The 23,786-nt window shown below is 63.4% G+C and carries 20 protein-coding genes and 1 pseudogene; 14 read left to right on the top strand and 7 right to left on the bottom strand.

The features are described from left to right. Window positions 1–582, top strand: coding sequence for a cob(I)yrinic acid a,c-diamide adenosyltransferase (locus BW992_RS13080; RefSeq protein ID WP_072395166.1), 582 nt, complete (start codon window positions 1–3; stop codon window positions 580–582). A 62-nt stretch (window positions 583–644) separates the two neighbouring features. Here BW992_RS13080 and BW992_RS13075 read toward each other — a convergent pair whose 3' ends face one another. The 3 genes from BW992_RS13075 to secA all read right to left on the bottom strand — a co-directional run bounded on the left by BW992_RS13075 (window position 645) and on the right by secA (window position 5,847). Beyond that, window positions 645–1,589 (bottom strand): Nudix family hydrolase, encoded by a 945-nt coding sequence (locus BW992_RS13075; protein ID WP_072395168.1) that lies wholly within the window; start codon window positions 1,587–1,589, stop codon window positions 645–647. A 184-nt stretch (window positions 1,590–1,773) separates the two neighbouring features. Then, window positions 1,774–2,991, bottom strand: coding sequence for a bifunctional glutamate N-acetyltransferase/amino-acid acetyltransferase ArgJ (argJ, locus tag BW992_RS13070; protein ID WP_072395170.1), 1,218 nt, complete (start codon window positions 2,989–2,991; stop codon window positions 1,774–1,776). A 114-nt stretch (window positions 2,992–3,105) separates the two neighbouring features. Next, on the bottom strand, window positions 3,106–5,847 hold the full coding sequence (gene secA / locus BW992_RS13065; RefSeq protein ID WP_072395172.1) for a preprotein translocase subunit SecA: 2,742 nt from the start codon (window positions 5,845–5,847) through the stop codon (window positions 3,106–3,108). 307 nt (window positions 5,848–6,154) lie between these two features. Between secA and BW992_RS13060 the strand changes: the two genes are divergently transcribed. After that, window positions 6,155–6,610 (top strand): DUF721 domain-containing protein, encoded by a 456-nt coding sequence (locus tag BW992_RS13060; protein ID WP_072395174.1) that lies wholly within the window; start codon window positions 6,155–6,157, stop codon window positions 6,608–6,610. 127 nt (window positions 6,611–6,737) lie between these two features. On the opposite strand, the gene BW992_RS13055 is transcribed toward BW992_RS13060, so the two are convergent. Further along, window positions 6,738–8,225, bottom strand: a complete 1,488-nt coding sequence (locus BW992_RS13055) for a helicase HerA-like domain-containing protein (RefSeq protein ID WP_072395176.1) — start codon at window positions 8,223–8,225, stop codon at window positions 6,738–6,740. A 187-nt stretch (window positions 8,226–8,412) separates the two neighbouring features. Here BW992_RS13055 and BW992_RS27515 point away from each other — a divergent pair. The 5 genes and pseudogenes from BW992_RS27515 to BW992_RS13035 all read left to right on the top strand — a co-directional run. Beyond that, window positions 8,413–9,396 (top strand): annotated as a pseudogene (locus BW992_RS27515) (HAMP domain-containing protein); the annotation flags it as partial. Between the two features lie 141 nt (window positions 9,397–9,537). Beyond that, complete coding sequence (locus tag BW992_RS27510) at window positions 9,538–10,302, top strand: methyl-accepting chemotaxis protein (RefSeq protein ID WP_371128599.1); 765 nt, start codon at window positions 9,538–9,540, stop codon at window positions 10,300–10,302. 174 nt (window positions 10,303–10,476) lie between these two features. Next, the gene (locus BW992_RS13045) at window positions 10,477–11,598 is read left to right on the top strand and encodes a glycosyltransferase family 4 protein (RefSeq protein WP_072395180.1); all 1,122 of its coding nucleotides are present in this window, start codon (window positions 10,477–10,479) and stop codon (window positions 11,596–11,598) included. Window positions 11,599–11,613: 15 nt separating this feature from the next. Next, window positions 11,614–12,381: a DUF2334 domain-containing protein gene (locus BW992_RS13040; RefSeq protein WP_076406373.1), complete on the top strand. Its 768-nt coding sequence runs from the start codon at window positions 11,614–11,616 to the stop codon at window positions 12,379–12,381. Then, complete coding sequence (locus BW992_RS13035; RefSeq protein ID WP_072431886.1) at window positions 12,378–13,373, top strand: lysylphosphatidylglycerol synthase transmembrane domain-containing protein; 996 nt, start codon at window positions 12,378–12,380, stop codon at window positions 13,371–13,373. The genes BW992_RS13040 and BW992_RS13035 overlap by 4 nt, the downstream gene beginning before the upstream one ends. 49 nt (window positions 13,374–13,422) lie before the next feature. Here BW992_RS13035 and BW992_RS27065 read toward each other — a convergent pair whose 3' ends face one another. Next, window positions 13,423–13,593, bottom strand: coding sequence for a hypothetical protein (locus BW992_RS27065; RefSeq protein WP_165887308.1), 171 nt, complete (start codon window positions 13,591–13,593; stop codon window positions 13,423–13,425). Window positions 13,594–13,646: 53 nt separating this feature from the next. Further along, on the bottom strand, window positions 13,647–14,495 hold the full coding sequence (purU, locus tag BW992_RS13030) for a formyltetrahydrofolate deformylase (RefSeq protein ID WP_039591673.1): 849 nt from the start codon (window positions 14,493–14,495) through the stop codon (window positions 13,647–13,649). A gap of 306 nt (window positions 14,496–14,801) precedes the next feature. Between purU and mvaT the strand changes: the two genes are divergently transcribed. Then, window positions 14,802–15,179, top strand: a complete 378-nt coding sequence (gene mvaT / locus BW992_RS13025; protein ID WP_072395207.1) for a histone-like nucleoid-structuring protein MvaT — start codon at window positions 14,802–14,804, stop codon at window positions 15,177–15,179. A 92-nt stretch (window positions 15,180–15,271) separates the two neighbouring features. Here the strand turns inward: mvaT and sbcB are convergent, their stop codons facing one another. Next, window positions 15,272–16,699: an exodeoxyribonuclease I gene (gene sbcB / locus BW992_RS13020; RefSeq protein ID WP_072431887.1), complete on the bottom strand. Its 1,428-nt coding sequence runs from the start codon at window positions 16,697–16,699 to the stop codon at window positions 15,272–15,274. Window positions 16,700–16,897: 198 nt separating this feature from the next. On the opposite strand from sbcB, the gene BW992_RS13015 reads away from it, so the two are divergent. From BW992_RS13015 to BW992_RS12990, 6 genes are all read left to right on the top strand, one after another. Then, window positions 16,898–17,623, top strand: coding sequence for an RDD family protein (locus BW992_RS13015; protein WP_072395211.1), 726 nt, complete (start codon window positions 16,898–16,900; stop codon window positions 17,621–17,623). Further along, entirely contained in the window at window positions 17,620–18,591 is a 972-nt protein-coding gene (locus BW992_RS13010) for a stage II sporulation protein M (RefSeq protein ID WP_072395471.1), read from the top strand. Before BW992_RS13015 ends, BW992_RS13010 begins: the two co-directional genes overlap by 4 nt. Beyond that, complete coding sequence (locus BW992_RS13005) at window positions 18,578–20,116, top strand: DUF4129 domain-containing protein (RefSeq protein WP_072458747.1); 1,539 nt, start codon at window positions 18,578–18,580, stop codon at window positions 20,114–20,116. Before BW992_RS13010 ends, BW992_RS13005 begins: the two co-directional genes overlap by 14 nt. Continuing rightward, complete coding sequence (locus tag BW992_RS13000) at window positions 20,113–21,276, top strand: DUF4350 domain-containing protein (RefSeq protein ID WP_072395215.1); 1,164 nt, start codon at window positions 20,113–20,115, stop codon at window positions 21,274–21,276. Before BW992_RS13005 ends, BW992_RS13000 begins: the two co-directional genes overlap by 4 nt. After that, window positions 21,273–22,277: an AAA family ATPase gene (locus BW992_RS12995; protein WP_076406370.1), complete on the top strand. Its 1,005-nt coding sequence runs from the start codon at window positions 21,273–21,275 to the stop codon at window positions 22,275–22,277. The genes BW992_RS13000 and BW992_RS12995 overlap by 4 nt, the downstream gene beginning before the upstream one ends. Before the next feature lie 175 nt (window positions 22,278–22,452). Next, on the top strand, window positions 22,453–23,784 hold the full coding sequence (locus tag BW992_RS12990) for a DUF58 domain-containing protein (RefSeq protein ID WP_076406368.1): 1,332 nt from the start codon (window positions 22,453–22,455) through the stop codon (window positions 23,782–23,784). Window positions 23,785–23,786: the final 2 nt, after the last annotated feature.

The raw sequence follows: 23,786 nt of genomic DNA, 5'->3' as shown, positions 1-23,786 counted from the left end.
ATGGGCTTTCGCCTGTCGAAGATTTACACCCGCACCGGCGACAAGGGTGAAACCGGGCTGGGAGACGGTCGCCGCGTGGCCAAGGACCATCCACGGATCGAGGCCATCGGCGAAGTGGATACGCTCAACAGCCAGTTGGGTTTATTGCTGGCCGGTCTCGCTGCTGAAACCTCGCGACACCCGCAGCTGGCAGGGGTGATCGAGGTACTAGCGCCTTGTCAGCACCGCTTGTTCGACCTGGGCGGTGAACTGGCCATGCCGGCCTACCAGGCCCTGAACATTGCGCAAATCCAGCGACTGGAAGCCGCGATCGACGAATGGAATGAGGAATTGGGGCCGCTGGAGAACTTCATCCTGCCCGGTGGCTCGACCCTGGTGGCCCAGGCCCATGTCTGCCGCAGCCTGGCACGTAGTGCCGAGCGTCGCTGCCAGCATTTGAACGCCGTGGAACCGTTGACCGGGCCAGGGCTGGCCTACATCAATCGGTTATCGGACCTGTTGTTCGTGGCAGCCAGGGTGATCGCCCGGCGCCAGGGGGTTGCCGAAGTGCTTTGGGAGGCGGCGGCCAAGCCTGGGGGCTGAATCGTTCTTGAGGCCGCCATCGCGAGCTTGCTCGCGATGGCGTCAGCAGCCACACCACAGAATCATGTCCCAGGCCAGAACGCCCGGATCCCCGCCACACCCTGCGCCCCGGCTGCCCAGGCTTGTTGCCGTTCGCCAGGGCCGACCCCACCCAAAAGATAAACCGGCCGGTCGAAGCCCTCGATCAACCGCGCGGCCTCTTCCCATCCCAATGGCTGGGCCTCGGGATGGGTCTGGGTCGGTCGAACAGGCGAGAGCGTCACAAAATCCACGTCCATCTGCTGCGCCAGGGACAACTCCTCGGCGTTATGACAGGAGGCCGCCAGCCAGCGGTCCTTGCCGAACGGTCGACCCGCCGCCGCATGCTTGCGCAACTGTGCGGCAGTGATGTGCCAGCCAGCGGAAGGGAAATCCCCCAGCCATTCGAACGGCCCCTTGAGCATCAGTTGGGCCTTGCCGGCGCACAGCCCCGCCGCATCCACCGCCAGGTCGCGGTATTGCGGGTCATAGCCATTGGGGGCGCGTAGCTGGAGCAACCTCATCCCGCCGGCGATAGCCTTCTGCATGCCGCGCAGCAAGGCCGGTGTTTCGAGGCCTTCGGGCGTGATCAGGTATTCGCCCGGCAGACGCGCCGCCGCGACGATCGGCTGATTGGCCGCCGGAAACTCGTAATCCGACAACTCGCGGGCCGTGACCCAGGCCAACGGCTGCCCCTCGGCGCCATGGGGCTCGCCGGTAAACGCCGAAACCTCCCAGACATCCAGCAGAACCTGCTTGTCCGGGTAGTCGTGGCGCACCTTGATCAAGGGCCGGGCGGCACCGACGACAATGCCCAGCTCTTCGTGAAGTTCCCGGGCCAGGGCCGCTTCGACAGACTCATCAGCCTCGACCTTGCCTCCGGGAAACTCCCACAGGCCACCCTGGTGCTGGGTATCGGCCCGGCGGGCGATCAGGATTTTGCCGGCGGCGTCTCGAATGACGGCCGCGGCGACGTGGATTCGTTTCACCGTACTGTTTCCTCTTGGCCGGCGGGATGCGACTTTACAGTGCCGGCCATTGGTGGATGCCCTGGACATGGACCACAGACCAGCGGCTTCTTGCTATCTGCCATGCCGCTCTCGCAAGCACGAAGATCGCCTCGACGGCGGGAGCGAGCCACTCGCGGCAGGAGCGGCTCGACCCCAGCCCTTGTCAGGTCCGATATTCGGCGTTGATCTTCACGTATTCGTGGGACAGGTCGGTGGTCCAGATGGTTTCACTGCACTCGCCACGTCCCAGTTCGATACGGATGGTGATTTCTTCCTGCTGCATCACCGCCGCCCCCTGGGCCTCGGTGTAGGTGGCGGCACGGGCACCCTGGCTGGCGATGCAGACGTCACCCAGGAACACGTCGATCTTGCTCACGTCCAGGTCCGGCACGCCGGCACGCCCGACAGCCGCGAGGATCCGGCCCCAGTTCGGGTCGGAGGCGAACAGCGCAGTCTTGATCAGCGGCGAATGCGCCACGGTGTAGCCGACGTCCAGGCATTCCTGGTGGTTGCCACCGCCGTTGACCTGTACGGTCACGAACTTGGTCGCGCCTTCACCGTCGCGCACGATGGCCTGGGCCACTTCCATGCATACCTCGAACACGGCCTGCTTCAGGGCCGTGAACAGTGGGCCGCTGGCTTCGGTGATTTCTGGCAGGTTGGCCTTGCCGGTGGCGATCAGCATGCAGCAGTCGTTGGTGGAGGTATCACCGTCGATGGTGATGCGGTTGAACGACTTGTTGGCGCCATCGAGCATCAGGTCCTGCAGTACCTGGCGGGACACCTTGGCGTCGGTGGCGATGTAGCCGAGCATGGTCGCCATGTTCGGGCGGATCATGCCCGCCCCCTTGCTGATGCCCGTGACGGTAACGGTCACGCCATCGTGCTGGAACTGGCGGCTCGCACCCTTGGGCAGGGTGTCGGTGGTCATGATGCCGGTGGCGGCGGCAGCCCAGTTGTTTTCCGACAGGTCATCGAGGGCCGCCTGCAACGCGCCTTCGATTTTCTCTACCGGCAGCGGCTCGCCGATCACACCGGTGGAGTACGGCAGCACCTGGGCAGCGTCGACGCCGGTCAGTTCGGCGAGCCTGGCGCAGGTACGCTCGGCGGCGGCCAGGCCTGGCGCGCCGGTACCGGCGTTGGCGTTACCGGTATTGGTCAACAGATAACGCACCGGCCCTTGCACGCGCTGCCTGGCCAGGATGACCGGAGCGGCACAGAAGGCGTTGAGGGTGAAGACGCCGGCCACCGTCGAGCCTTCGGCGCAACGCATGACTACCACGTCCTTGCGCCCCGGACGCTTGATGCCCGCCGAGGCGATACCGAGTTCGAAACCGGCGACCGGGTGCAACGTTGGCAACGGACCAAGACCAACAGCCATGAATGCGCTCCTTAAAAAATGTAAATCAGCACCGCCCCCAGCGGAGCGATGGATCAAATGGCAAAACGCCGCGATGGTGAGTCGCGGCGCGGGTGGTTCAGCGTTGAGACGGGGTTACTGGATCTGCCCGTGGCAATGCTTGTATTTCTTGCCCGAACCGCAGTAGCACAGCTCGTTACGGCCCAGTTTCTGCTCGTTGCGTACCGGCGCGGTCGCTACCGCGACGTCCACGTCGACACCTTCTTCATGGGCCTGGGTCGCGCCCAGTCCCGGTGCCTCGGCATGCTCGAACTGCATGCGCGCGGCCAGAGCCTCGGCTTCCTGACGCAGACGGGCCTCTTCCTCGGCCGGGTCTTCGCGGCGAACCTGGACGTGGGACAGCACACGGATCGAATCGCGCTTGATGGAATCCAGCAGTTCGGAGAACAGCGTGTAGGACTCGCGCTTGTACTCCTGCTTGGGGTTCTTCTGGGCATAACCACGCAGGTGGATACCGTGACGCAGGTGATCCATGGTGGACAGGTGATCTTTCCAGAGATCGTCCAGCACCCGCAGCACGATCTGCTTCTCGAAGGAACGCAGTGCTTCGGCGCCCGCTTGGTCTTCCTTCTCGTTGTACGCGGCGATCAGTTCGGCCAGCAGTTTCTCGCGCAGGGTCTCTTCGTACAGGTGGTCGTCTTCGTCGAGCCACTGCTGGATCGGCAGCGACACGCCGAAGTCGCTGCGCAGGGCCGCTTCGAGGCCGGCGATGTCCCACTGCTCGGGCAACGACTGCGGTGGAATGTGAGCACTGACGGTGGCGTTGAGCACTTCCTGGCGGAAATCGGCGATGGTTTCACCGATGTCGTCGGCCGCCAACAAGCTGTTGCGCATGTGATAGATCACTTTACGCTGTTCGTTGTTGACGTCGTCGAACTCCAGCAGTTGCTTGCGGATATCGAAGTTGCGGCCTTCGACCTTGCGCTGCGCTTTCTCGATGGCATTGGTCACCATGCGGTGCTCGATCGCCTCGCCGGGTTGCATGCCCAAGGCTTTCATGAAGTTCTTCACCCGGTCGGAGGCGAAGATGCGCATCAGGCTGTCTTCCAGCGACAGGTAGAAACGGCTGGAACCGGCGTCGCCCTGGCGGCCGGCACGACCACGCAGCTGGTTGTCGATACGGCGCGACTCGTGACGCTCGGAGGCGATCACCTGCAGGCCACCGGACTCCAGCACCTGCTGGTGACGCTTCTGCCAGTCGGCCTTGATCTGCGCGATCTGCTCGGGGGTCGGGTTTTCCAGGGAAGCCACTTCCACTTCCCAGTTGCCGCCCAGCAGGATGTCGGTACCTCGGCCGGCCATGTTGGTGGCGATGGTCAGCGCCCCCGGGCGACCGGCCTGGGCGATGATCTCGGCTTCCTTCTCGTGGAACTTGGCGTTGAGGACCTTGTGCTCGATGCCTTCCTTGGTCAACAAGGCAGACATGTGCTCGGAAGTCTCGATGGTGGCGGTACCCACCAGGATCGGACGGCCCTGGGCCATGCCTTCCTTGATGTCATTGATGATCGCCGCGTATTTCTCCTCGGCGGTCAGGAACACCAGGTCGTTGTAGTCTTTACGTGCCAGGGGCTTGTTGGTCGGGATCACCACCACTTGCAGGCCGTAGATCTGATGGAACTCGAACGCCTCGGTGTCGGCGGTACCGGTCATGCCGGACAGCTTGTTGTACAAGCGGAAATAGTTCTGGAAGGTGGTCGAGGCCAGCGTCTGGCTCTCGGCCTGGATGTTCAGGCCTTCCTTGGCTTCGATGGCCTGGTGCAGGCCCTCGGACAAGCGACGGCCCGGCATGGTACGGCCGGTGTGCTCGTCCACCAGCACGACCTGGCCGTCCTGGACGATGTATTCGACGTTGCGATGGAACAGCTTGTGGGCACGCAGGCCGGCGTAGACGTGGGTCAGCAGGCCCAGGTTATGGGCCGAGTACAGGCTCTCGCCTTCGGCCAGCAGGCCGACACGGGTGAGCATTTCCTCGATGAACTGGTGACCGGCTTCGTTGAGTTCGACCTGGCGGGTCTTCTCGTCGACCGTGTAGTGACCGGCCTGGGTCACTTCGCCCTCGACTTCCTCGACGTGCAACTTGAGCTGCGGGATCAGTTTGTTGATCTCGGTATACAGCTTCGAGCTGTCCTCGGCCTGGCCGGAAATGATCAGGGGCGTACGGGCTTCGTCGATGAGGATGGAGTCGACTTCGTCGATCACGGCGAAATTGAGTTCACGCTGGAATTTTTCATCCAGGCTGAACGCCATGTTGTCGCGCAGGTAGTCGAAACCGAATTCGTTGTTGGTGCCGTAGGTGATATCGGCGGCGTAGGCGGCGCGCTTCTCTTCCGGCGGCTGGAACGGCGTGACCACGCCGACGCTCAGCCCGAGGAACTCATAGAGCGGGCGCATCCAGTTGGCGTCGCGGCGGGCCAGGTAGTCGTTGACCGTCACCACATGCACGCCCTTGCCGGACAGCGCGTTGAGGTAGACCGCCAGGGTCGCCACGAGGGTCTTGCCCTCGCCGGTGCGCATTTCGGCGATCTTGCCTTCGTGCAAGGTCATGCCGCCAATCAACTGGACGTCGAAGTGACGCATGCCCATGACCCGCTTGCCGGCTTCGCGAGCGACCGCGAAGGCTTCGGGCAGGAGCTGGTCGAGGGTTTCCCCCTTGGCGATGCGGTCCTTGAATTCGGCAGTCTTGGCGCGTAACTGATCGTCCGAAAGGGCCACCATCTGCTCTTCGAAGGCATTGACGATCTGTACCGTCTTGAGCATGCGCTTGACTTCACGCTCGTTCTTGCTTCCAAAGAGTTTCTTTAACAAAGGCGCAAACATATCGGCAGGATCTTCCACACTAAAGGGATGGAGGGCGGCCCCGTGAGTCGCCCGTGCAGCCCTCATGGCCGCATGCGAACGAGCATTCTACCCGGAAACGATGGTGAGGAAAGTGGCGTTATTCCACGATGCTGGCACAGCGCTGTGACGGGGCTTCCTAAAATAAGGGCTTTTACGCGAAGTTCAACCCGAAAAACGCAGAAGTTACCAGGGTTTGTGCCTGAAGGGGGCCTCGGGCGACAGGGTCGCGGCGCGGCGCACGCTTTCTGCTACCATGGCGCCTCTGTCATTTGCGGTAATTGCATCCATGGCCTTTCGCCCTCTTCCAGCCAAGGCTCCCGCCGTTCTGCTGCGCGAAGCCAAGCCGCTGAAAGCCATCTTTGGCCACGCCAGGCGCCTGGGTCACCTGCAGCGGCTGCTGGACAGCCAGTTGCAGCCGGCCGCACGGGAACATTGCCATGTGGCGTCCTGGCGCGAAGGCTGCCTGCTGCTGATCGTCACCGACGGCCACTGGGCCACGCGCCTGCGCTACCAGCAAAAGCGCCTGCTGCGCCAATTGCAGGCATTCGAGGAGTTTGCCGGCCTGACGCGGGTACTGTTCAAGGTCCAGCCACCCACGGTACAGGCCATCGCCAAGGGGCATACGCTGGACCTGTCCAGCGATGCAGCCGCGACGATCCAGGCCACGGCGGACGGCATCAGCGATCCCAAGCTGCGTGCCGCGCTGGAGCGGTTGGCGGCGCATGCCAGGACCAAGCCCTGAGATTGCCGTTGCCTGTTGCATCGCCATCGCGAGCAGGCTCGTCCCCACAGCGATCGCGTTGCATCCCAGGCACGCAACCTCTTGTGGGAACGAGCCTGCTCGTGATGGCGACGACTCGGTCCCCCGGCTAGCGGCGCTTACTGCCCCCCAGCAGCGACCCCATCAACCCGCGCACCAATTGCCGTCCCAACTGGTTGGCCGCCTGGCGCATCGCCGACTTCAACGCCTGGCCGGCCGCGGTGCCGAGAAATTCCCCGGCCTGTTCGGTGAAGCTCGGCTGTTCAGTCGCCGGCTTGCCTGGAACCTCCTGGACCTGCGGTTCAAGCCCCTTGCGTCCCATCAGCACCTCGTAGGCCGACTCGCGGTCGATGGGCTTGTCGTAGCGCCCCTGCAAGGGTGAAGCGGCGATCAGGCTGGCGCGTTCGGCTTCCGTCAACGGTCCGATACGCGACTGCGGCGGCGCCACCAACACACGCCGCACCATTTCCGGCGTGCCTTTCTCCTGCAAGGTGCCCACCAGCGCTTCACCGATACCCAGTTCGGTGAGCACCGTCAGGGCATCGAATTGCGGGTTCGGCCGGAAACCGTCCGCCACCGCCCGCAGGGATTTCTGCTCCTTGGCGGTAAAGGCCCGCAGGCCATGCTGGATACGCAACCCCAACTGCGCCAGTACGTCGTCCGGCAAGTCCCCCGGCGACTGGGTCACGAAGTACACCCCCACGCCCTTGGAACGGATCAGCCGCACCACCTGTTCCAATCGTTCCTGCAGCGCCTTGGGCGTGCCGGCGAACAGCAGGTGCGCTTCATCGAAGAACAGGGCCAGCAGCGGCTTGTCCGCGTCGCCGCGCTCGGGCAGTTGCTCGAACAGCTCGGCCAGCAGCCACAGCAGGAATGTGGCGTAGACCTTGGGGGCTTCGTGTACCAGGCGACTGGCGTCCAGCAGATGGATGCGGCCACGGCCATCGCTGCCCGGTTGCAGGATGTCCTCGAGTTGCAAGGCCGGCTCGCCGAACAACGCATCCGCGCCCTGCTGCTCCAGCGTCGACAGGCGCCGCAGCAGTGCCTGGCTGGAACCGGTGGTCATCAGGGCCGCATCGTCCCCCAGCAGTTCGGGGTTGTCCTTGAGGTGATTGAGCAGTGCCTTGAGGTCCTTGAGATCCAGCAGCAACAGGCCTTCACGGTCGGCTACCTTGAACGCCGCGTACAACGCCGATTGCTGGCTGTCCGTCAGCTCCAGCAGGCTGCCGAGCAACAACGGCCCCATTTCGCTCAGGGTGGTACGCAACGGATGACCGGACTGGCCATGGATGTCCCACAAGGTCACCGGATACGCCTGGGGCTTATGCTCGAGCCACGGCATCCCGGCAATGCGCTCGGCAATCTTGCCCTGGGGCATGCCGGCGGCACCGAGGCCGCACAGGTCGCCCTTGATGTCCGCGGCGAACACCGCGACCCCGGCATCGCTGAACGCTTCGGCCAGGCGTTGCAAGGTGACCGTCTTGCCAGTGCCGGTGGCGCCTGCGACCAAGCCGTGACGGTTGGCCAGACGCATGGCCTGGGCGATGGGCTGGCCGGCAAGGTCGGCCCCGATTACGAGTTGCGATGAGTCAGGCATTTGGTCACCTGTGATTAATCCTTGGCCTTGTATGGCCGATAAATAAAGCGACAGACCAGACTGAAAACAAGGTCGGATAATTCCCTAGGGAAAGTTGGAAATATCGTCTTTTTTTCAAGATGACGCCATTTTGCTCGCTTATATCAAAGCACGCTCAGAGCATTAAGACCTTAGCGGACCCTACTCCATGAATAAAACCCTGCGTTTCAGCCACAAGATCCTGATTGCCGCCGCCCTTATCGTGATGGCTGCCTTCGCTTCGTTCACGGCCTATAACGATTACTTGCAACGCAACGCCATTCGCGACGACCTCGACAGCTACCTGCATGAGATGAGCGATGTCACCGCGAGCAATATCCAGACCTGGCTGAGCGGCCGGATCCTGCTCATCGAGAACCTGGCCCAGAACATCGCCGGCACCCCGGACCCGGCCAGCGTCGCCCGCCTGCTGGAGCAGAAAGCCCTGACCTCTACCTTCATGGCGTCCTACCTGGGCGATGCCCAGGGCAGTTTCGTCATTCGCCCCGATGCGAAGATGCCCGAAGGTTTCGACCCTCGCGTGCGGCCCTGGTACAAAGGCGCCCAGAGCAGCAGCACCTCGACGCTGACCGAACCCTATATCGATGCCGCCAGCGGCGGGCTGATCATTTCCATCGCCAGCGCCTCCCGCAACGGCGGGCAAAGTGTCGGCGTGGTAGGAGGCGACCTCAGCCTGCAGGCCATCGTGGACAACCTCAAGACCGTGGACTTCGACGGCATGGGCTACGCCTACCTGGTCAGCGCCGATGGCAAGATCCTGGTGCACCCCGACAAGAACCTGGTCATGAAGACCCTGGCCGAGGCCTTCCCGAAAAACACCCCGGCGATCAGCGACCGGATCAGCGAAGTCGAAGTGGATGGCCACACGCGCATCGTCACCTTCACCCCCATCAAGGGCCTGCCGTCGGTGAACTGGTATGTCGGGGTATCGGTGGACAAGGACATGGCCTATTCCATGCTCAGCGATTTCCGTACCTCGGCCGTGGTGGCGACGGTCATCGCCGTGGTGTTCATCATCGCGCTGCTGAGCATGCTGATCCGCCTGCTGATCCAGCCATTGCACGTCATGACCCGGGCCATGGAAGACATCGCCGACGGCGAAGGCGACCTGACCAAGCGCCTGGCGATCCACAACCAGGATGAATTCGGCATCCTGGGCACCGCGTTCAACCGTTTCGTGGAGCGGATCCATGGTTCGATCCGCGAAGTGTCCTCCGCCACCGAGCATGTCAACGAAGTCGCCCTGCGGGTGGTGAGCGCATCGAATTCGTCGATGGTCAATTCCGACGAGCAATCCAGCCGCACCAACAGCGTCGCCGCGGCCATCAACCAATTGGGCGCCGCCGCCCAGGAAATCGCCCGCAACGCTGCCCAGGCGTCCCACCAGGCCAGCGACGCCCGTGGCCTGGCCGAGGACGGCCAGCAAGTGGTGGAGCGCAGCATTGCCGCGATGAATCGCTTGTCCGACCTGTTGAGCGCTTCGAGTACCAACGTCGAAACGCTCAACAGCAAGACCGTGAACATCGGGCAGATCCTGGAAGTGATCACCAGTATCTCCCAGCAGACCAACCTGCTCGCCCTGAACGCGGCCATCGAGGCCGCCCGGGCCGGCGAGGCCGGGCGCGGGTTCGCCGTGGTGGCCGATGAAGTGCGCAACCTGGCCCATCGCACCCAGGAATCGGCGCAGCAGGTACAGACCATGATCGAGGAACTGCAGGTCGGTGCCCGGGACTCGGTCACCACCATGAACGACAGCCAGCGTCATAGCCAGGAAAGCGTGGAAATCGCCAACCTGGCCGGCGAGCGCCTGAACAGCGTGACCCAACGCATTGGCGAGATCGACGGCATGAACCAGTCGGTGGCCACGGCCACGGAGGAACAGACCGCCGTGGTGGAATCCATCAACGTGGACATCAACGAGATCAACACCCTGAACCAGGAAGGCGTGGAAAACCTGCAAGCCACCTTGCGGGCCTGTTCCGACCTGGAGCGGCAGGCGTCGCGGCTCAAGCAATTGGTGGGCAGTTTCCGCATCTAGTGGCCGGTACGGTTAGCCGAACGACCACTAGCGCCTGTACGCCCCCCTTTGCGAGCAGGCTCGCAAAGGGGGCCTGTCACACAAGCAACAGCCAAGACACGCCATCCACCACACAACCCCAACCGAACATCTATTCTTCATAAAGGTCAACACAGGAGAACTCAGACCGGAGGGATGTTCATCGTGCATATAGCGGACATAACCATGTTCTACGCCCCCGCCAGCGGCGGCGTGCGCACTTACCTGGATGCCAAGCACCGGCGGCTGGCGAACCGGCCCGGAATTCGCCACAGCCTGTTGATACCCGGTGCGCACTTGAGCGAGCAGGACGGGATCTACAAGGTACCGGCCCCTCCTCTCCCTTTTGGCAAGGGCTACCGCTTTCCCCTTCGCCTGGCGCCCTGGCGCAATGCGCTGCGCGATCTGCAACCGGACCTGATCGAGGTCGGCGACCCCTACCTCACCGCCTGGGCCGCCCTGGATGCGCGGCGCCAGCTGGACGTGCCCGTCATCGGCTTCTATCACTCCGACCTGCCTCTGCTGGTGAGCAACCGCATGGGCAACTGGTTCACCCCCAATATCGAAGCCTATGTCAGCAAGTTGTATGGCAATTTCGACCGGGTCCTGGCGCCCAGCCAGGTCATGGCCGACAAGCTGACCGGCCTGGGTGTCAGGAATGTCTTCGTGCAACCCCTGGGGGTCGACCTGCAAACCTTCAACCCCGCCGCCAGGGACCCGGAACTGCGCGCCGAACTGGGGATTGCCGAAGACGCCCGCCTGTTGATCTTCGCCGGCCGCGGTTCCAAGGAAAAGAACCTGCCGGTGCTGCTCAAGTGCATGAAGCGCCTGGGCGAGCGCTACCACCTATTGCTGGTGGGCTCATCGATGCCCGCCGCCGTGCCGGAGAACGTCACCGTCATCGATGAGTTCTGCCCGGCGCCGCAGGTGGCACGGCTGATGGCCAGCGCCGATGCCCTGCTCCATGCCGGCGACCAGGAGACCTTCGGCCTGGTGATCCTCGAAGCCATGGCCAGCGGTATCCCGGTCGTGGCGGTAGCGGCCGGGGCCTTCACCGAAATCGTCCACGAAGACTGTGGCCTGCTGTGCATGCCCAACAATCCACAAGCGATGGCCAATGCCGTACGGCAGCTTTTCAGCGAAGGCTGCCAGCGCCGCGGCGCGCTGGCGCGGCGTCATGTGGAGCGTCACTACGCCTGGGATTGCGTGGTCGATAGCTTGCTGGGGCATTACTACGCCGTGCTGGGCGAGCAGATGCCGTTGCTGGCCAATGGCTGAGGCGAGGTTGTGTCCATGAATCAAACTCCCAGCCTGCTGCTGGTCCTGCACGACGTGGCGCCGCAAACCTGGCCCGATTACAAACCCTTCGTCGAAGCCGTCGACGCCCTCGGCCAGGTGCCGATGACCTGGCTGGTGGTGCCGGATTTCCATCACACCAATGCCCTGGACCATCATCCAGCGTTCAGGCGCCTGCTCGACAGACGGGTCGAGCGCGGCGACGAACTGGTGCTGCACGGTTACTACCATTGCGACGACGGACCGCCGGCCCTTCATCCCAAGGACTGGTTCATGCGCCGGGTCTATACCCATGAAGGCGAGTTCTACCAATTGTCCGAGGAGGCGGCCCTTGCCCGGCTGCGAGCCGGCATCGAGCTCTTCGAACGTCATCAATGGCCCCTGGAAGGTTTTGTCGCCCCGGCCTGGCTGATGAGCGAAGGCACCCGCCAGGCCCTGCGCCAGTTGCCCCTGAGCTACACCAGCGATACCCGTCATCTCTACCGCTTGCCGGACTTTTCGGCCATCGACGCCCCTGGACTGGTCTGGAGTGCCCGCAGCGCCTGGCGCCGAGGGTTGTCGAAGATCGTCAGCGATCAACGGGAACAGCGCTGGCGCCAGGCGCCGGTGATCCGCCTGGGCCTGCATCCGGTGGACATGCGCCACGGCTACTCCCGGGATTACTGGCTGCGGACCTTGCAACGCCTGCTCGACGAGGGTCGCGTGCCGATGACCAAGGCTGGCTGGCTGGCGACCCAAGGGCTGCGGGTCAGCAGCGCCGCATGAAAAAGTTGATCTGGCTGGGCGCCGCGCTCGTCACGGCATTGCTGGTGCCGTTGCTGGTGGGCGGCGGGGAGATGTGGTCGCGGGTGCAGCGTTTCCCCTTGTCGCTGCTGCTGGCCATGCTCGGCATGATCGGGCTTTGCTGGTGCCTGAACGCCCTGCGCCTGCGTCTGCTGCTGGGTGAACACCGTGCCCGCCTGGGCGGGCTGAACAGCATTGGCGTGGTGATGTCCACCGAGTTCGCCATGTGCGCAACGCCTGGCGGCAGTGGCGGGCCGCTGACATTGATGGCCTTGCTGGCACGCAACGGCGTGCGTCCGGCCCATGCCAGCGCGGTGTTTGCCATGGATCAGTTGAGCGACCTGCTGTTCTTTCTCTGCGCCTTGGTGGGCATCCTGCTGTACGCCCTGTTCCAGAACCTCAGCCAGCGCATGGAATGGATGCTGGCGTTGAGTGCGATCTCCCTGCTTGGCGGGCTGTTCGGCTGTGTCCTGGTAGCTCGCTACCATCGTCGGCTGATCCTGCTGGGTGCCCGATTGCTGCGCCACCTGCGGGTCAAGGCGCATACCCGTCGACGTTGGGGACGCAAGATCCTGAATTTTCTCGCGGCGTTTACCGACACCCTGAAGTTGCCGCGACAAACGCTCCTTCAGGTCTTCGGCCTGACCTGCCTGCACTGGGGGCTGCGCTACAGCGTCCTGTACCTGGCATTGAAAGGGCTGGGGGCGGACCTGCAATGGGCATGGAGCTTCCTGATCCAGATGCTGTCCTTGAGCGCGGGGCAATTCAGCCTGCTGCCCGGCGGCGCCGGGGCGGCAGAGCTGACCTCGGCGGCGCTGCTGGCCCCCATGGTGGGCAAATCCACAGCGGCGGCGGCCATCCTGATCTGGCGAGCGGTGACTTACTACTTCTATCTGGTCGCCGGCGGGCCGGTGTTCTTCCTGATGGTGGGGCGGCCGCTGATCAAGAAACTGATGAGGCTGCGGCAGGCCTGAGCCAGACGGCCCAGGGCCCAGGCTCTGTACGAAAAGTCTTGAGACGAGTCTAGAAGGCTTCGGGAGTGTCCTGCGGGTGCAGTTGCTCCCACAGCTGGGCGGCATCGGGAAATTCCGTGCCATCCTCCGGGCCCAACTCCTCGGGATCGTAGCGGCTCAGGCAGCCCTCACCCAGGGTCGCTGGCGCCCTGGAGGTGGCTTTGTCCAATGGATCGGTCATCAGGGCAACCTTATGAAAAAAGGCCTGGCGATTACTCGTGCAGGCCTTTGGATTCAGAACACCACGGTCTTGTTGCCGTGCACCAGCACCCGGTCCTCGAGGTGATAGCGCAAGCCTCGGGCCAGCACCATTTTCTCCACATCACGGCCGAAGCGCACCATGTCTTCGATGCTGTCGCTGTGGCTGACGCGCACCACGTCCTGCTCGATGATCGGGCCGGCGTCCAGCTCTTCGGTCACGTAGTGGCAGGTGGCGCCAATCAGCTTCACGCCGCGCATCGAGGCCTGGTGGTACGGCTTGGCCCCGACGAACGATGGCAGGAAACTGTGATGGATATTGATGACCTTGTGGGCATATTCGCTGCACAGGGACGGCGGCAGGATCTGCATGTAGCGAGCCAGCACCACCACCTCGGCGTCGTGCTGCTTGACCAGCCGCGAGACTTCGGCGAACGCCGGTTGCTTGTCCTGCGGATTGACCGGTACGTGGTAGTACGGGATGCCGTGCCACTCCACCATGCTGCGCAGATCGTCATGGTTGGAAATGACACAGGCGATGTCGCAGTCGAGCTCATCGCTGTGCCAGCGATGCAACAGGTCAGCCAGGCAATGGGACTCACGGCTGGCCATCAGCACCACGCGTTTTTTCTGCGCAGTGTCGGTGATGCGCCAGTCCATCGAGAACTCTTCGGCAATCGGTGCAAAGGCCTCGCGAAAGGCTTCGATGCCGAAGGGCAGCGAGTCGGCACGGATCTCATGACGCATGAAGAACCAACCGCTCTGATTGTCCGAATGATGGCTTGCTTCAGTGATCCAGCCGTTATGGGACGCCAGAAAGTTACTGACTTTAGCAACGATACCGACGCGGTCCGGGCAAGCGATCACCAGCCGAAAAGTGCGCATTAGGGAAACTCCAGAACTTCGCAAAGGCGGCTATTCTAGCCATTGCGCAGCAAAACTGCAGTATCGATGACGCGCCGGGCCTCTCTAGCCTCATGCCGGCAGCGCTGAGGCTGGCCCGGGACTGCTTGCTATAAATGTGAACAGATGTGAAGAGCCTCTCACAGTATTTAACTGCAATCCCCTTTTTTGTGGCACGGCACTAATTAATTAAATAAAAGCCGGCTTAAATGTTTACTTGATGAAACTGTCTGATTACTATTGCCACACTGTCTCCTTGTCATCAGCGTCCTACATAAGGTAGTCCCCATGTCCTTGATCAATGAATACCGCGCTACTGAAGAAGCTATCAAAGAGCTGCAAGAGCGCCTGAAAAATCTGTCCCAGGACGACAAACTGCAAAAAGAACTGGAATTCGAAGGCAAATTGCGCACTCTGATGGGCGAATATTCCAAGTCCCTGCGCGACATCATTGCCCTGTTGGATCCAGAAGCCAAGTCGGGCAAAGCCCCCCGTGGCGCCGTCAAAACTACCGGCACCAAACGCGCTCGCAAAGTTAAGCAATACAAAAACCCGCACAACGGTGAAGTCATCGAAACCAAAGGTGGCAACCACAAGACCCTGAAAGAGTGGAAAGCCAAGTGGGGCGGTGACGTGGTTGAAAGCTGGGCCAAGCTGCTGGGCTGAATCCTGCCGCTTCGAGCCGCTCTTCACGAGCAAAAACAACGCCAGCGATCGCTGGCGTTTTTTTATGCGGTCAACTTTTCACTTATCGACGTTCACAGGCTTAAACGCTGGCGCAATTGCTGGCTGTAACCCTGCCATTGCACAAGGACCTCTCGCTGCATGGGTGTAGCCAGGGCCATCCACTCTTGCATCGCCTCATCAAAAGTTTCCAGGGTATTCGGTGCGCCCCATTGTGGGGATGACAGGCGCTGCTGACAGAACAGTCTCCAGCGCTCCTGTTCTTCAGCACTCAACGTATCCGGGAAGTTGCGTGCACGATATCGAAACAGTAATTCCGGCAGACGCTCATCATCGAACAGCCAGCGTTCCCGTGCCAGTTGCACCGGGTCCGCCAAACGGACTTGTTCGCATAAGCGACGATCACGATCACCGAGAAAACCTGCGTACAACTGTTGTTCGGGATCTTCACTGGCGGCGAAGTCCTCACCACCGTAAATAGCCTGAAGTTTCTCCTGCCAGACCTGCTGTGCGTCACTTAGCCGCAGCGCCCGTTGCTGCAGGCCATCCATATCCAGTTGCAGTCGCTCCAGGTCTTCGGCACGCAGCACCGAAAGTGGCGCGACCACCGGGCACTTGTTGATATGGATAAGTTTGAGAGGCACCGGTAACTCACCTTCAAGCAACTCTTCGCGACGGGTATACAAGCGCTGGCGCAGGATTTGCGCGTCATGCTCCAGCAACCCCTGGGGGTCCAGGTGCAGGTCGCAGACGATCAAGGCATTGCGGTTTTTCGGATGCCAGGCCAGCGGCAGGACGACGCCGATATAGTTTCGCGCAGCGGAAAAACGCCCGGAAACATGTACCAATGGTTGTAACAGACGGACCTGATCCAGGACCTTCTGTTTGCCTCGCAGCTGGAACAGCCAATCGTAGAGCCGCGGCTGCTTCTGCCGGATCAGGCGAGCCAGGGCAATGGTCGCACGCACATCCGACAACGCGTCATGGGCCTGGCCATGGTCGATGCCATTGGCGGCGGTGAGGCGCTCGAGCTTGAGGCTGACGCGACCATCCTCCTGCGGCCAGACGATGCCTTGCGGGCGCAACGCATAGGCGGCGCGTACCAGGTCGATGAGATCCCAGCGACTGTTACCGCCCTGCCACTCGCGGGCGTAGGGGTCGAAGAAATTCCGATACAGGCTGTAGCGAGTCATCTCGTCATCGAAACGCAGCGTGTTATAGCCGGCGCCACAGGTACCCGGCGCGGCCAGTTGCGCGTGGACACGGGTCATGAAATCGGCTTCGCTCAGCCCTTGCTCGACCAGGCGCGCCGGCGTGATGCCGGTGATCGCACACGCAGCGGGATGCGGCAGGATGTCATCACTGGGCCGGCAATACAGGTTCACCGGTTCGTCGATTTCATTGAGTTCGAAATCGGTACGGATACCCGCCATCTGCAAGGGGCGATCGCTCCTGGGGTCGATGCCGGTGGTTTCGTAGTCGTACCAGAAGATGGAAGTCACGGCCTGTTCCTGAGTTGAAGACTGGCGAAGTCTAGGCGCTGGACCCCGGCTGCGGCCAGTGTTGTCTGGATTCAATCCTGTTGCGAGCTATTGAATGACACAAAGTCTGGTATCGCCTCGTATCGTTTGCGCGCACGAACACTGTTAGCATCTGTGGCCAGATCGAATGTTCGAACCGGCCTATCATTCAGGTTGCCCATGCTCGAGAGACCAGCACTGCAAAGGAACGCGCCGCTGCCCCCGCCACTGGACACGCGGTATCAGGTCGAAACGCCAGAAGGCATCGACCTGCCACTGCGGCCGGCGGGGTTGATGCCCCGCGCACTGGCCTTCGCCATCGACCTGGGCATACGGGGCCTGGTCCTGGGTGTCCTCTTCTTCATCCTGGCGTTCTTCGGCGAACTGGGGATCGGCCTGGGTTCTATCCTGCTGTTCGTGGTCAGCTGGTGGTACATGGTGCTGTTCGAGGTGCTGAGGCAGGGGCGCTCCCCCGGCAAGCAGATGATGGGGTTGCGCGTGGTGCAGGACGACGGCCGGCCCGTCGGCTGGTCGGCCTCGCTGATCCGCAATCTGTTGCGCTTCGTCGACATGCTGCCCTTTGGCTATGCCTTCGGCGCAGTCTGTTGCCTGCAGCATCCGGCCTTCAAGCGCCTGGGGGACCTGGCGGCCGGCACCCTGGTGGTGTATCGCGAACAGCCGGTCAAGCGCCCCGCCCTGCCCCAGGCGCCCCCCTTGCGACCTCCGTTTGCCCTGAGCCTCAACGAACAGCGCGCCGTGCTCGGTTTCGCCGAACGCCAGGCCGAACTTTCCCAGGCCAGGGTCAACGAACTGGCAACCATCCTTGCCGCACCGCTGAACGTGCAACCTCCCCGCGCCGTGGCCGAACTCAATGGCATCGCCCGCGGCCTGTTGGGGCCGACATGAAGCAAAGCCTGTTCGAAAACCGTCACCAGCAGGAATGGGAGCAGCTGTCCCGGCTGCTCGATCAACTGGAGCGCAGCCGCAACGTGCCCCAGAGCAACGAGTTTCCCCACGCCTACCGCCGGCTCTGCCAACACCTGGCACTGGCCCAGGCGCGAGGCTACAGCAGCCTGCTGGTCGACACGCTGCAACAACTGGCACTGCGTGGTCACCAGCAACTCTACCGGGACCGCGGCAGGCCTTCGGGCCTTACGGCATTCATCCTGGTGGGTTTCCCTCGACTGGTTCGTGAGCAATGGCGGTTCGTGCTGGCTGCCTGCGTGATGTTCCTCGGCAGCCTGGCCGGCATCGGGCTGCTGGTCTATCTGTTCCCGGAGCTGGTCTACAGCGTGCTGGGCGCCGAGGAAGTCAGCCAGATACGCAGCATGTACGACCCCGCCGCCGGTCACCTGGGGCGCTCGGTGGAACGGGCGGCCAGCGAGGACTGGGTCATGTTCGGCTACTACATCATGCACAACATCGGCATCGCCTTTCAGACCTTCGCCAGCGGCATGATGTTCGGCCTGGGCAGCGCGTTCTTCCTGTTCTTCAACGGCCTGACCATCGGGGCGGTGGCCGGGCACCTGACCCAGATCGGCTCAGGCGGGACATTCTGGTCGTTCGTGATCGGTCACGGCGCCTTCGAACTCACCGCCATCACCCTGGCCGGTGCCGCCGGCTTGCAGCTGGGCTGGGCGTTGATTGCGCCGGGACGCCTCACCCGGGGCGAAGCCTTGCGGCTCGCCGCTCGCAAAAGCGTGTCGATGATCGCCGGGGTGATACTGTTGCTGCTCATCGCCGCCTTCATCGAAGCCTACTGGTCCTCCAGCGCCGTGACGCCCGCCACCAAGTACACGGTCGGCGCCCTGTTGTGGCTGCTAGTGTTGAGCTACCTGCTGTTGGCCGGACGGGTACGCCATGCGGCTGAGTGACGCCAGCGTAGCCATCCGCCCGCGCACCACCTGGGAAGCCATGGACCTGGGCATCCTGATGAGCCAGCGGCATCGCCGCCTGCTGATGACCAGCTGGGCCATCGTCACGCTTCCGGTCTATGCGCTGTTGTCGCTGTTGCTGTGGGATTCGCCGTCCCTGGTGATAGTGGTGTTCTGGTGGTTGAAGCCGGCCTTCGACCGCTTGCCGCTGTATATCCTGTCCAAGGCATTGTTTGGCGAAACACCCACCTTGAAGCAGGCCTTGCGCCAGTGGCCCGCCCTGCTCAAGCCCCAACTGCTCGCCAGCCTGACCTGGCGCCGGCTGAGCCTGAGCCGCAGCTTCCTGATGCCGGTGGTGCAGCTCGAAGGCCTTTGCGGGCAAGCACGGGAACAGCGCTTGCGGGTTCTGCTGCAACGCAACGGCGGCGCAGCGCAGTGGCTGACCGTGATCGGCGTGCACCTGGAGACGGTCCTGTGGTTCGGCCTGATGGCCCTGTTCTACCTGTTCGTGCCGCAGCAGGTTGAGCTGGAATGGGACTGGCAGGCCTTGATCGCCGTCGCCGAGAACGACTGGTTGTGGTTCGAACACCTGATCAACTTCCTGTATCCCCTGTTGCTGATCCTCTGGGAGCCGGTATATGTCGCCTGCGGTTTCAGCCTCTACCTGAATCGACGCACGATCCTGGAGGCCTGGGACATCGAGCTGGTGTTCCGGCGCCTGCGCCAACGCCTGAGCGGCGTAGCGCCCGTCCTCATGCTGCTGGCCCTGGTGCTGTTGCCCCTGGGGCCCAAGACCTGGGCCGCCGAAGACAACACCGCGCCTGACAGCCCCCGGCTGCTCAATCAGCCCCTCACCAGCGAGGCATCCAGGGACAGCATCGAAGCGATCCTCCAGGCCCCGCCATTCAAGAACACCGAGACCGTGACCCGTTATCGCTTTGGCGAGGAAACCGAAGAACCCGACGAGGACGGCGAACCCTCGGGTTGGCTCAAGGCGTTGTTCCAGTGGCTCGGCGGCCAGCGCTTCGAGACCGCCGCCGCGCTGATCCAGGTCCTGCTCTGGGCTTGCCTGGCCGGGGCGATCGTCTGGCTGGTCTGGCACTACCGTGATCGCTTCCAGGCCCTGCCCAGTCGCCGGGCGACGAAACGCCCGCCACCAGAACGACCGGCACCGGTTCAAATGTTCGGCCTGGATATCCGTGAAGAAAGCCTGCCCGAAGATGTGGCGGCCAGCGCCGAGCAGCTCTGGAGCACAGCCCCCCGTGAGGCCCTGGGCCTGCTGTACCGGGCCTTGCTCAGTCGCTTGCATCACGAGTTCGGCGTTGCCCTGAAAGCGGCCGATACCGAGGGCCAGGTGCTGCATCGCGTCGAACAGCTGCAGCAGGAACACCTGCTGGCGTTCAGCAGGCTCCTGACCCTGCACTGGCAGAACGTCGCCTATGGGCACCGCCCGCCATCGCCCGACCTGCAACAGGAACTGTGCGACGGCTGGCGCGGGCTGTTCGGTCCGGGAAGGGCGCGATGAGCCGGCGCGCGGGGTTGCTGCTCGCCGTCCTGGCGATCGTCCTGCTGGGGGCAATGGTCGCCTACCTGGGCTCCAAGGCGGTGCCTTACCAGGAAACCCTCGACCACGGCCCTTCGCCCGAGGCCCAGGCCAACCCTTACCTGGCCGCCGAGCATTTCCTGCGCCAGCAAGGCATCAAGGTCGAACACGCCAATGACCTGAACATGCTGCCGACTCTGGAGCCACGCCAACGCAGCCTGCTGTTGCTGGGAGAGCGAAGCGACATGACACCGCGGGAAGTCGACCAGTTGATGAACTGGACCCGGGCCGGCGGGCGCCTGCTCTTCGTCGCCGAGGCGCTGTGGGACGACAGCACCGGCAGCAGCGGCGACCTGCTGCTGGACCGCGTGCGCCTGCGCCAGTTCTTGAGCGAGGACCTCAAGGAGCCGGCGCCGGAGCTCATCAAGGACCGCTACCCCGAATTGACCAAGTTGTACCTGGAAGACGAGGAAGCACCGGCCTATGTCGGCTTCGACACCGACTTCCACCTCGAAGACCCGCACAACCTGGCCCAGTCCTGGGCCAACAGCGCCCAGGCCACCCACATGATGCAGCTGAACCACGGCCAGGGTTCCATCACCGTTATCACCGACGCCGAGCTGTGGAAGAACGACCAGATCGATCAGTACGACAACGCCTGGCTGCTCTGGTACCTGAGCGCCGACTCGGACGTCACGCTGCTGTACAACATCGACCACGACAGCCTGCTGACCCTGCTGCTGCGCTACTTTCCCCAGGCACTCGTCGCACTGGCGGCCTTGATCGCCCTCTGGCTGTGGCACTCGGCCGTGCGTCATGGCCCGCTGCAGCCGCCGGCCCCCAAGGCACGGCGCCAGCTGGAGGAGCATGTGCAGGCCAGCGCCGTGTTCCATCTGCGCCATAATGGCCGGCAGCACTTGCTGCGCGGCTTGCAGCAGGACGTACTGCGCCGGGCCCGCCATCGTCACCCAGGCTTCGAACAACTGGCCGTGGCCGAGCAATGGCAAGTGCTTTCCCGCTTGACCCGCCAACCCACCAAGGCCATCAGCCAGGCCCTCAGCCCCCGGCCGAAACAGCGCCTGTCCAGCGCTGAGTTCTGCCGCCAGGTCGCCCATCTGCAAACCCTCAGGAATGCCTTATGACTGAACAGAACGAACCTGCCGACGGCCAGGCCCACGCCGCCCAACAGCGCCAGCGCGCCAGTCAGCTGGCCCAGGCCATCCGTACCGAGCTGCACAAGGCGGTGGTCGGCCAGGCCGCGGTGATCGATGACGTGCTGACGGCATTGATCGCCGGCGGCCACGTGCTGCTCGAGGGCGTTCCCGGGCTGGGCAAGACGTTGCTGGTGCGCGCCATGGCCCGTTGCTTCAACGGCGAGTTCGCCCGCATCCAGTTCACGCCCGACCTGATGCCCAGCGATGTCACCGGGCATGCGGTGTACGACCTGCAGACCGAGCAGTTCAAGCTGCGCAAGGGGCCGGTATTCACCAACCTGCTGCTGGCCGACGAGATCAACCGCGCTCCGGCCAAGACCCAGGCCGCGCTGCTCGAAGCCATGCAGGAACGCCAGGTCACCCTCGAAGGCCGCGCCTTGCCCATCGCCCAGCCGTTCATGGTGCTCGCCACCCAGAACCCCATCGAACAGGAAGGCACCTACCCGCTGCCGGAAGCCGAGCTCGACCGCTTCATGCTCAAGGTGCGCATGGACTACCCGGACGCCGACCAGGAATTGAACATGGTGCGTCAGGTCAGCCGCTCCACGCGGGCCGACATGCTCGATGTCCAGCCCTTGCGCACCGTGCTGCAGGCCAAGGACGTGCAAGCGCTGCAACGCATCGCCAGCGACCTGCCGATGGACGACCAGGTGCTCGACTACGCCGTACGCCTGGCCCGTACCACCCGCAGCTGGCCGGGCCTGACCCTGGGGGCCGGCCCCCGTGCCTCCATCGCCCTGGTGCGCTGCGCCCGGGCGCGGGCCTTGTTGCGCGGCGGTGAGTTCGTGGTGCCGGACGACATCAAGGGCTGCGCCCTGGCCGTGCTGCGCCACCGGGTACGACTGGCGCCGGAGCTGGATATCGAGGGGCTGTCGGTGGACCAGGTACTGGGACAACTGCTCGACCAAGTGCCGGCACCACGGTTGTGAGCAGTACCAATATGCCGAGGATACCTTGCGTGGCGAGGGGATTTATCCCCGTGGGCCGCGCAGCGACCCCTTGCGGTGTTTCAGTCATATCCGGGGGGCCGCTGCGCGGCCCGGCGGGGATAAATCCCCTCGCCAGAAAAGCTCGCTCTGCATCTCTTCCAAGGGGAATGCATCGATGAAACCCTCGCGCCTGCTCTTGATCTGGCTCGCGGTACTGCTGGCCCTTGGTATCGTGCTGGGTGCGCTGCGAGCCCTGGGGATTGCGTTGCCGCCGTCGGCGCAGTCGATCAACTGGGGCTTGCTGCTGGCCTTGCTGGCCCTGGCGACTCTCGATGCGGTGCGCCTCAAGGGCTTGCCCTCGCCCCGGGTGCAACGGCAGATGCCCGGGAGTCTGGCGCTGGGTCGCTGGAGCGAAGTCCACCTGGGCATCACCCACGATTTCCCCCAGCCGCTGGACATCCTGGTCTTCGATCATGTCCCCGACGGCCTGGCCTTCGAACACCTTCCGCTGACAGTGGCGCTTCAACCGGGCCAACCCAGCCAGGCCGGCTATCGCCTGCGCCCGCTCAAGCGCGGCCACTTCATCTTCCAATACTGCGAGGTCAACCTGCCAAGCCCCTTGGGCCTGTGGTCCGACAAGCGCCTGCTGGCCGCGGCCGACGAGATCCGGGTCTATCCCGACTTCGCCAGGCTCTACGACGGCCAGTTGCTGGCGGTGGACAACTGGCTCAGCCAGCTTGGCGTGCGTCAGCGCCAGCGACGGGGCCAGGGGCAGGAATTCCATCAGTTGCGTGAGTTTCGCGAAGGCGACAGCCTGCGTCAGATCGACTGGAAGGCCACCGCCCGCCACCGCACGCCGATAGCCCGGGAATACGAAGACGAGCGCGACCAGCAGATCATCTTCATGCTCGATTGCGGCCGGCGCATGCGCAGCCAGGACGGCGAGCTGTCGCATTTCGATCACGCCCTCAACGCCTGCCTGCTGCTCAGCTACACCGCGCTGCGCCAGGGCGACGCCGTGGGCCTGAGCGCATTCGCCAGCGAACAGCCGCGCTACCTCGCCCCGGTCAAGGGCGCCGGCCAGCTCAATGTACTGCTCAATACCGTGTACGACCTCGACAGCACCTCGCGCCCCGCCGACTACCAGGCCGCCGCCAACGAACTGCTGGTCCGGCAGAAACGCCGGGCCCTGGTGGTGCTGGTGACCAACCTGCGAGATGAAGACGACGAGGACCTGCTGGCCGCCGTCAAGCGGCTCGGCCAACAGCATCGGGTACTGGTGGCCAGCCTGCGGGAAGAAGCGCTGGACCGCCTGCGGGAAACTCCGGTGCAGTTCTTGCCCGAGGCCCTGGCCTATTGCGGGGCCGTCGAGTATTTGAATGCACGCAACGAACTGCACGAGCGCCTGAACGCCCATGGCGTGGTGGTGTTGCAAGCCCGGCCCGGGGAGCTGGGGGCCGAGCTGGTGACGTTGTACCTGGGGTGGAAAAAAGCCGGGAATCTATAGGA

It is taken from the genome of Pseudomonas sp. 7SR1 (assembly GCF_900156465.1).
Classification (GTDB): domain Bacteria; phylum Pseudomonadota; class Gammaproteobacteria; order Pseudomonadales; family Pseudomonadaceae; genus Aquipseudomonas.
The sequence above is the reverse complement of the archived record's forward strand: the minus strand, read 5'-3'. Positions and strand labels throughout refer to the sequence as shown.

Coding starts and splice junctions, on each gene's coding strand:
- BW992_RS13080 (WP_072395166.1), top strand. CDS start 1: ATGGGCTTTCGCCTGTCGAAGATTTACACCCGCACCGGCGACAAGGGT.
- argJ (WP_072395170.1), bottom strand. CDS start 2,991: ATGGCTGTTGGTCTTGGTCCGTTGCCAACGTTGCACCCGGTCGCCGGT.
- secA (WP_072395172.1), bottom strand. CDS start 5,847: ATGTTTGCGCCTTTGTTAAAGAAACTCTTTGGAAGCAAGAACGAGCGT.
- BW992_RS13060 (WP_072395174.1), top strand. CDS start 6,155: ATGGCCTTTCGCCCTCTTCCAGCCAAGGCTCCCGCCGTTCTGCTGCGC.
- BW992_RS13055 (WP_072395176.1), bottom strand. CDS start 8,225: ATGCCTGACTCATCGCAACTCGTAATCGGGGCCGACCTTGCCGGCCAG.
- BW992_RS27510 (WP_371128599.1), top strand. CDS start 9,538: ATGGTCAATTCCGACGAGCAATCCAGCCGCACCAACAGCGTCGCCGCG.
- BW992_RS13045 (WP_072395180.1), top strand. CDS start 10,477: ATGTTCATCGTGCATATAGCGGACATAACCATGTTCTACGCCCCCGCC.
- BW992_RS13040 (WP_076406373.1), top strand. CDS start 11,614: ATGAATCAAACTCCCAGCCTGCTGCTGGTCCTGCACGACGTGGCGCCG.
- BW992_RS13035 (WP_072431886.1), top strand. CDS start 12,378: ATGAAAAAGTTGATCTGGCTGGGCGCCGCGCTCGTCACGGCATTGCTG.
- BW992_RS27065 (WP_165887308.1), bottom strand. CDS start 13,593: ATGACCGATCCATTGGACAAAGCCACCTCCAGGGCGCCAGCGACCCTG.
- purU (WP_039591673.1), bottom strand. CDS start 14,495: ATGCGCACTTTTCGGCTGGTGATCGCTTGCCCGGACCGCGTCGGTATC.
- mvaT (WP_072395207.1), top strand. CDS start 14,802: ATGTCCTTGATCAATGAATACCGCGCTACTGAAGAAGCTATCAAAGAG.
- BW992_RS13015 (WP_072395211.1), top strand. CDS start 16,898: ATGCTCGAGAGACCAGCACTGCAAAGGAACGCGCCGCTGCCCCCGCCA.
- BW992_RS13010 (WP_072395471.1), top strand. CDS start 17,620: ATGAAGCAAAGCCTGTTCGAAAACCGTCACCAGCAGGAATGGGAGCAG.
- BW992_RS13005 (WP_072458747.1), top strand. CDS start 18,578: ATGCGGCTGAGTGACGCCAGCGTAGCCATCCGCCCGCGCACCACCTGG.
- BW992_RS13000 (WP_072395215.1), top strand. CDS start 20,113: ATGAGCCGGCGCGCGGGGTTGCTGCTCGCCGTCCTGGCGATCGTCCTG.
- BW992_RS12995 (WP_076406370.1), top strand. CDS start 21,273: ATGACTGAACAGAACGAACCTGCCGACGGCCAGGCCCACGCCGCCCAA.
- BW992_RS12990 (WP_076406368.1), top strand. CDS start 22,453: ATGAAACCCTCGCGCCTGCTCTTGATCTGGCTCGCGGTACTGCTGGCC.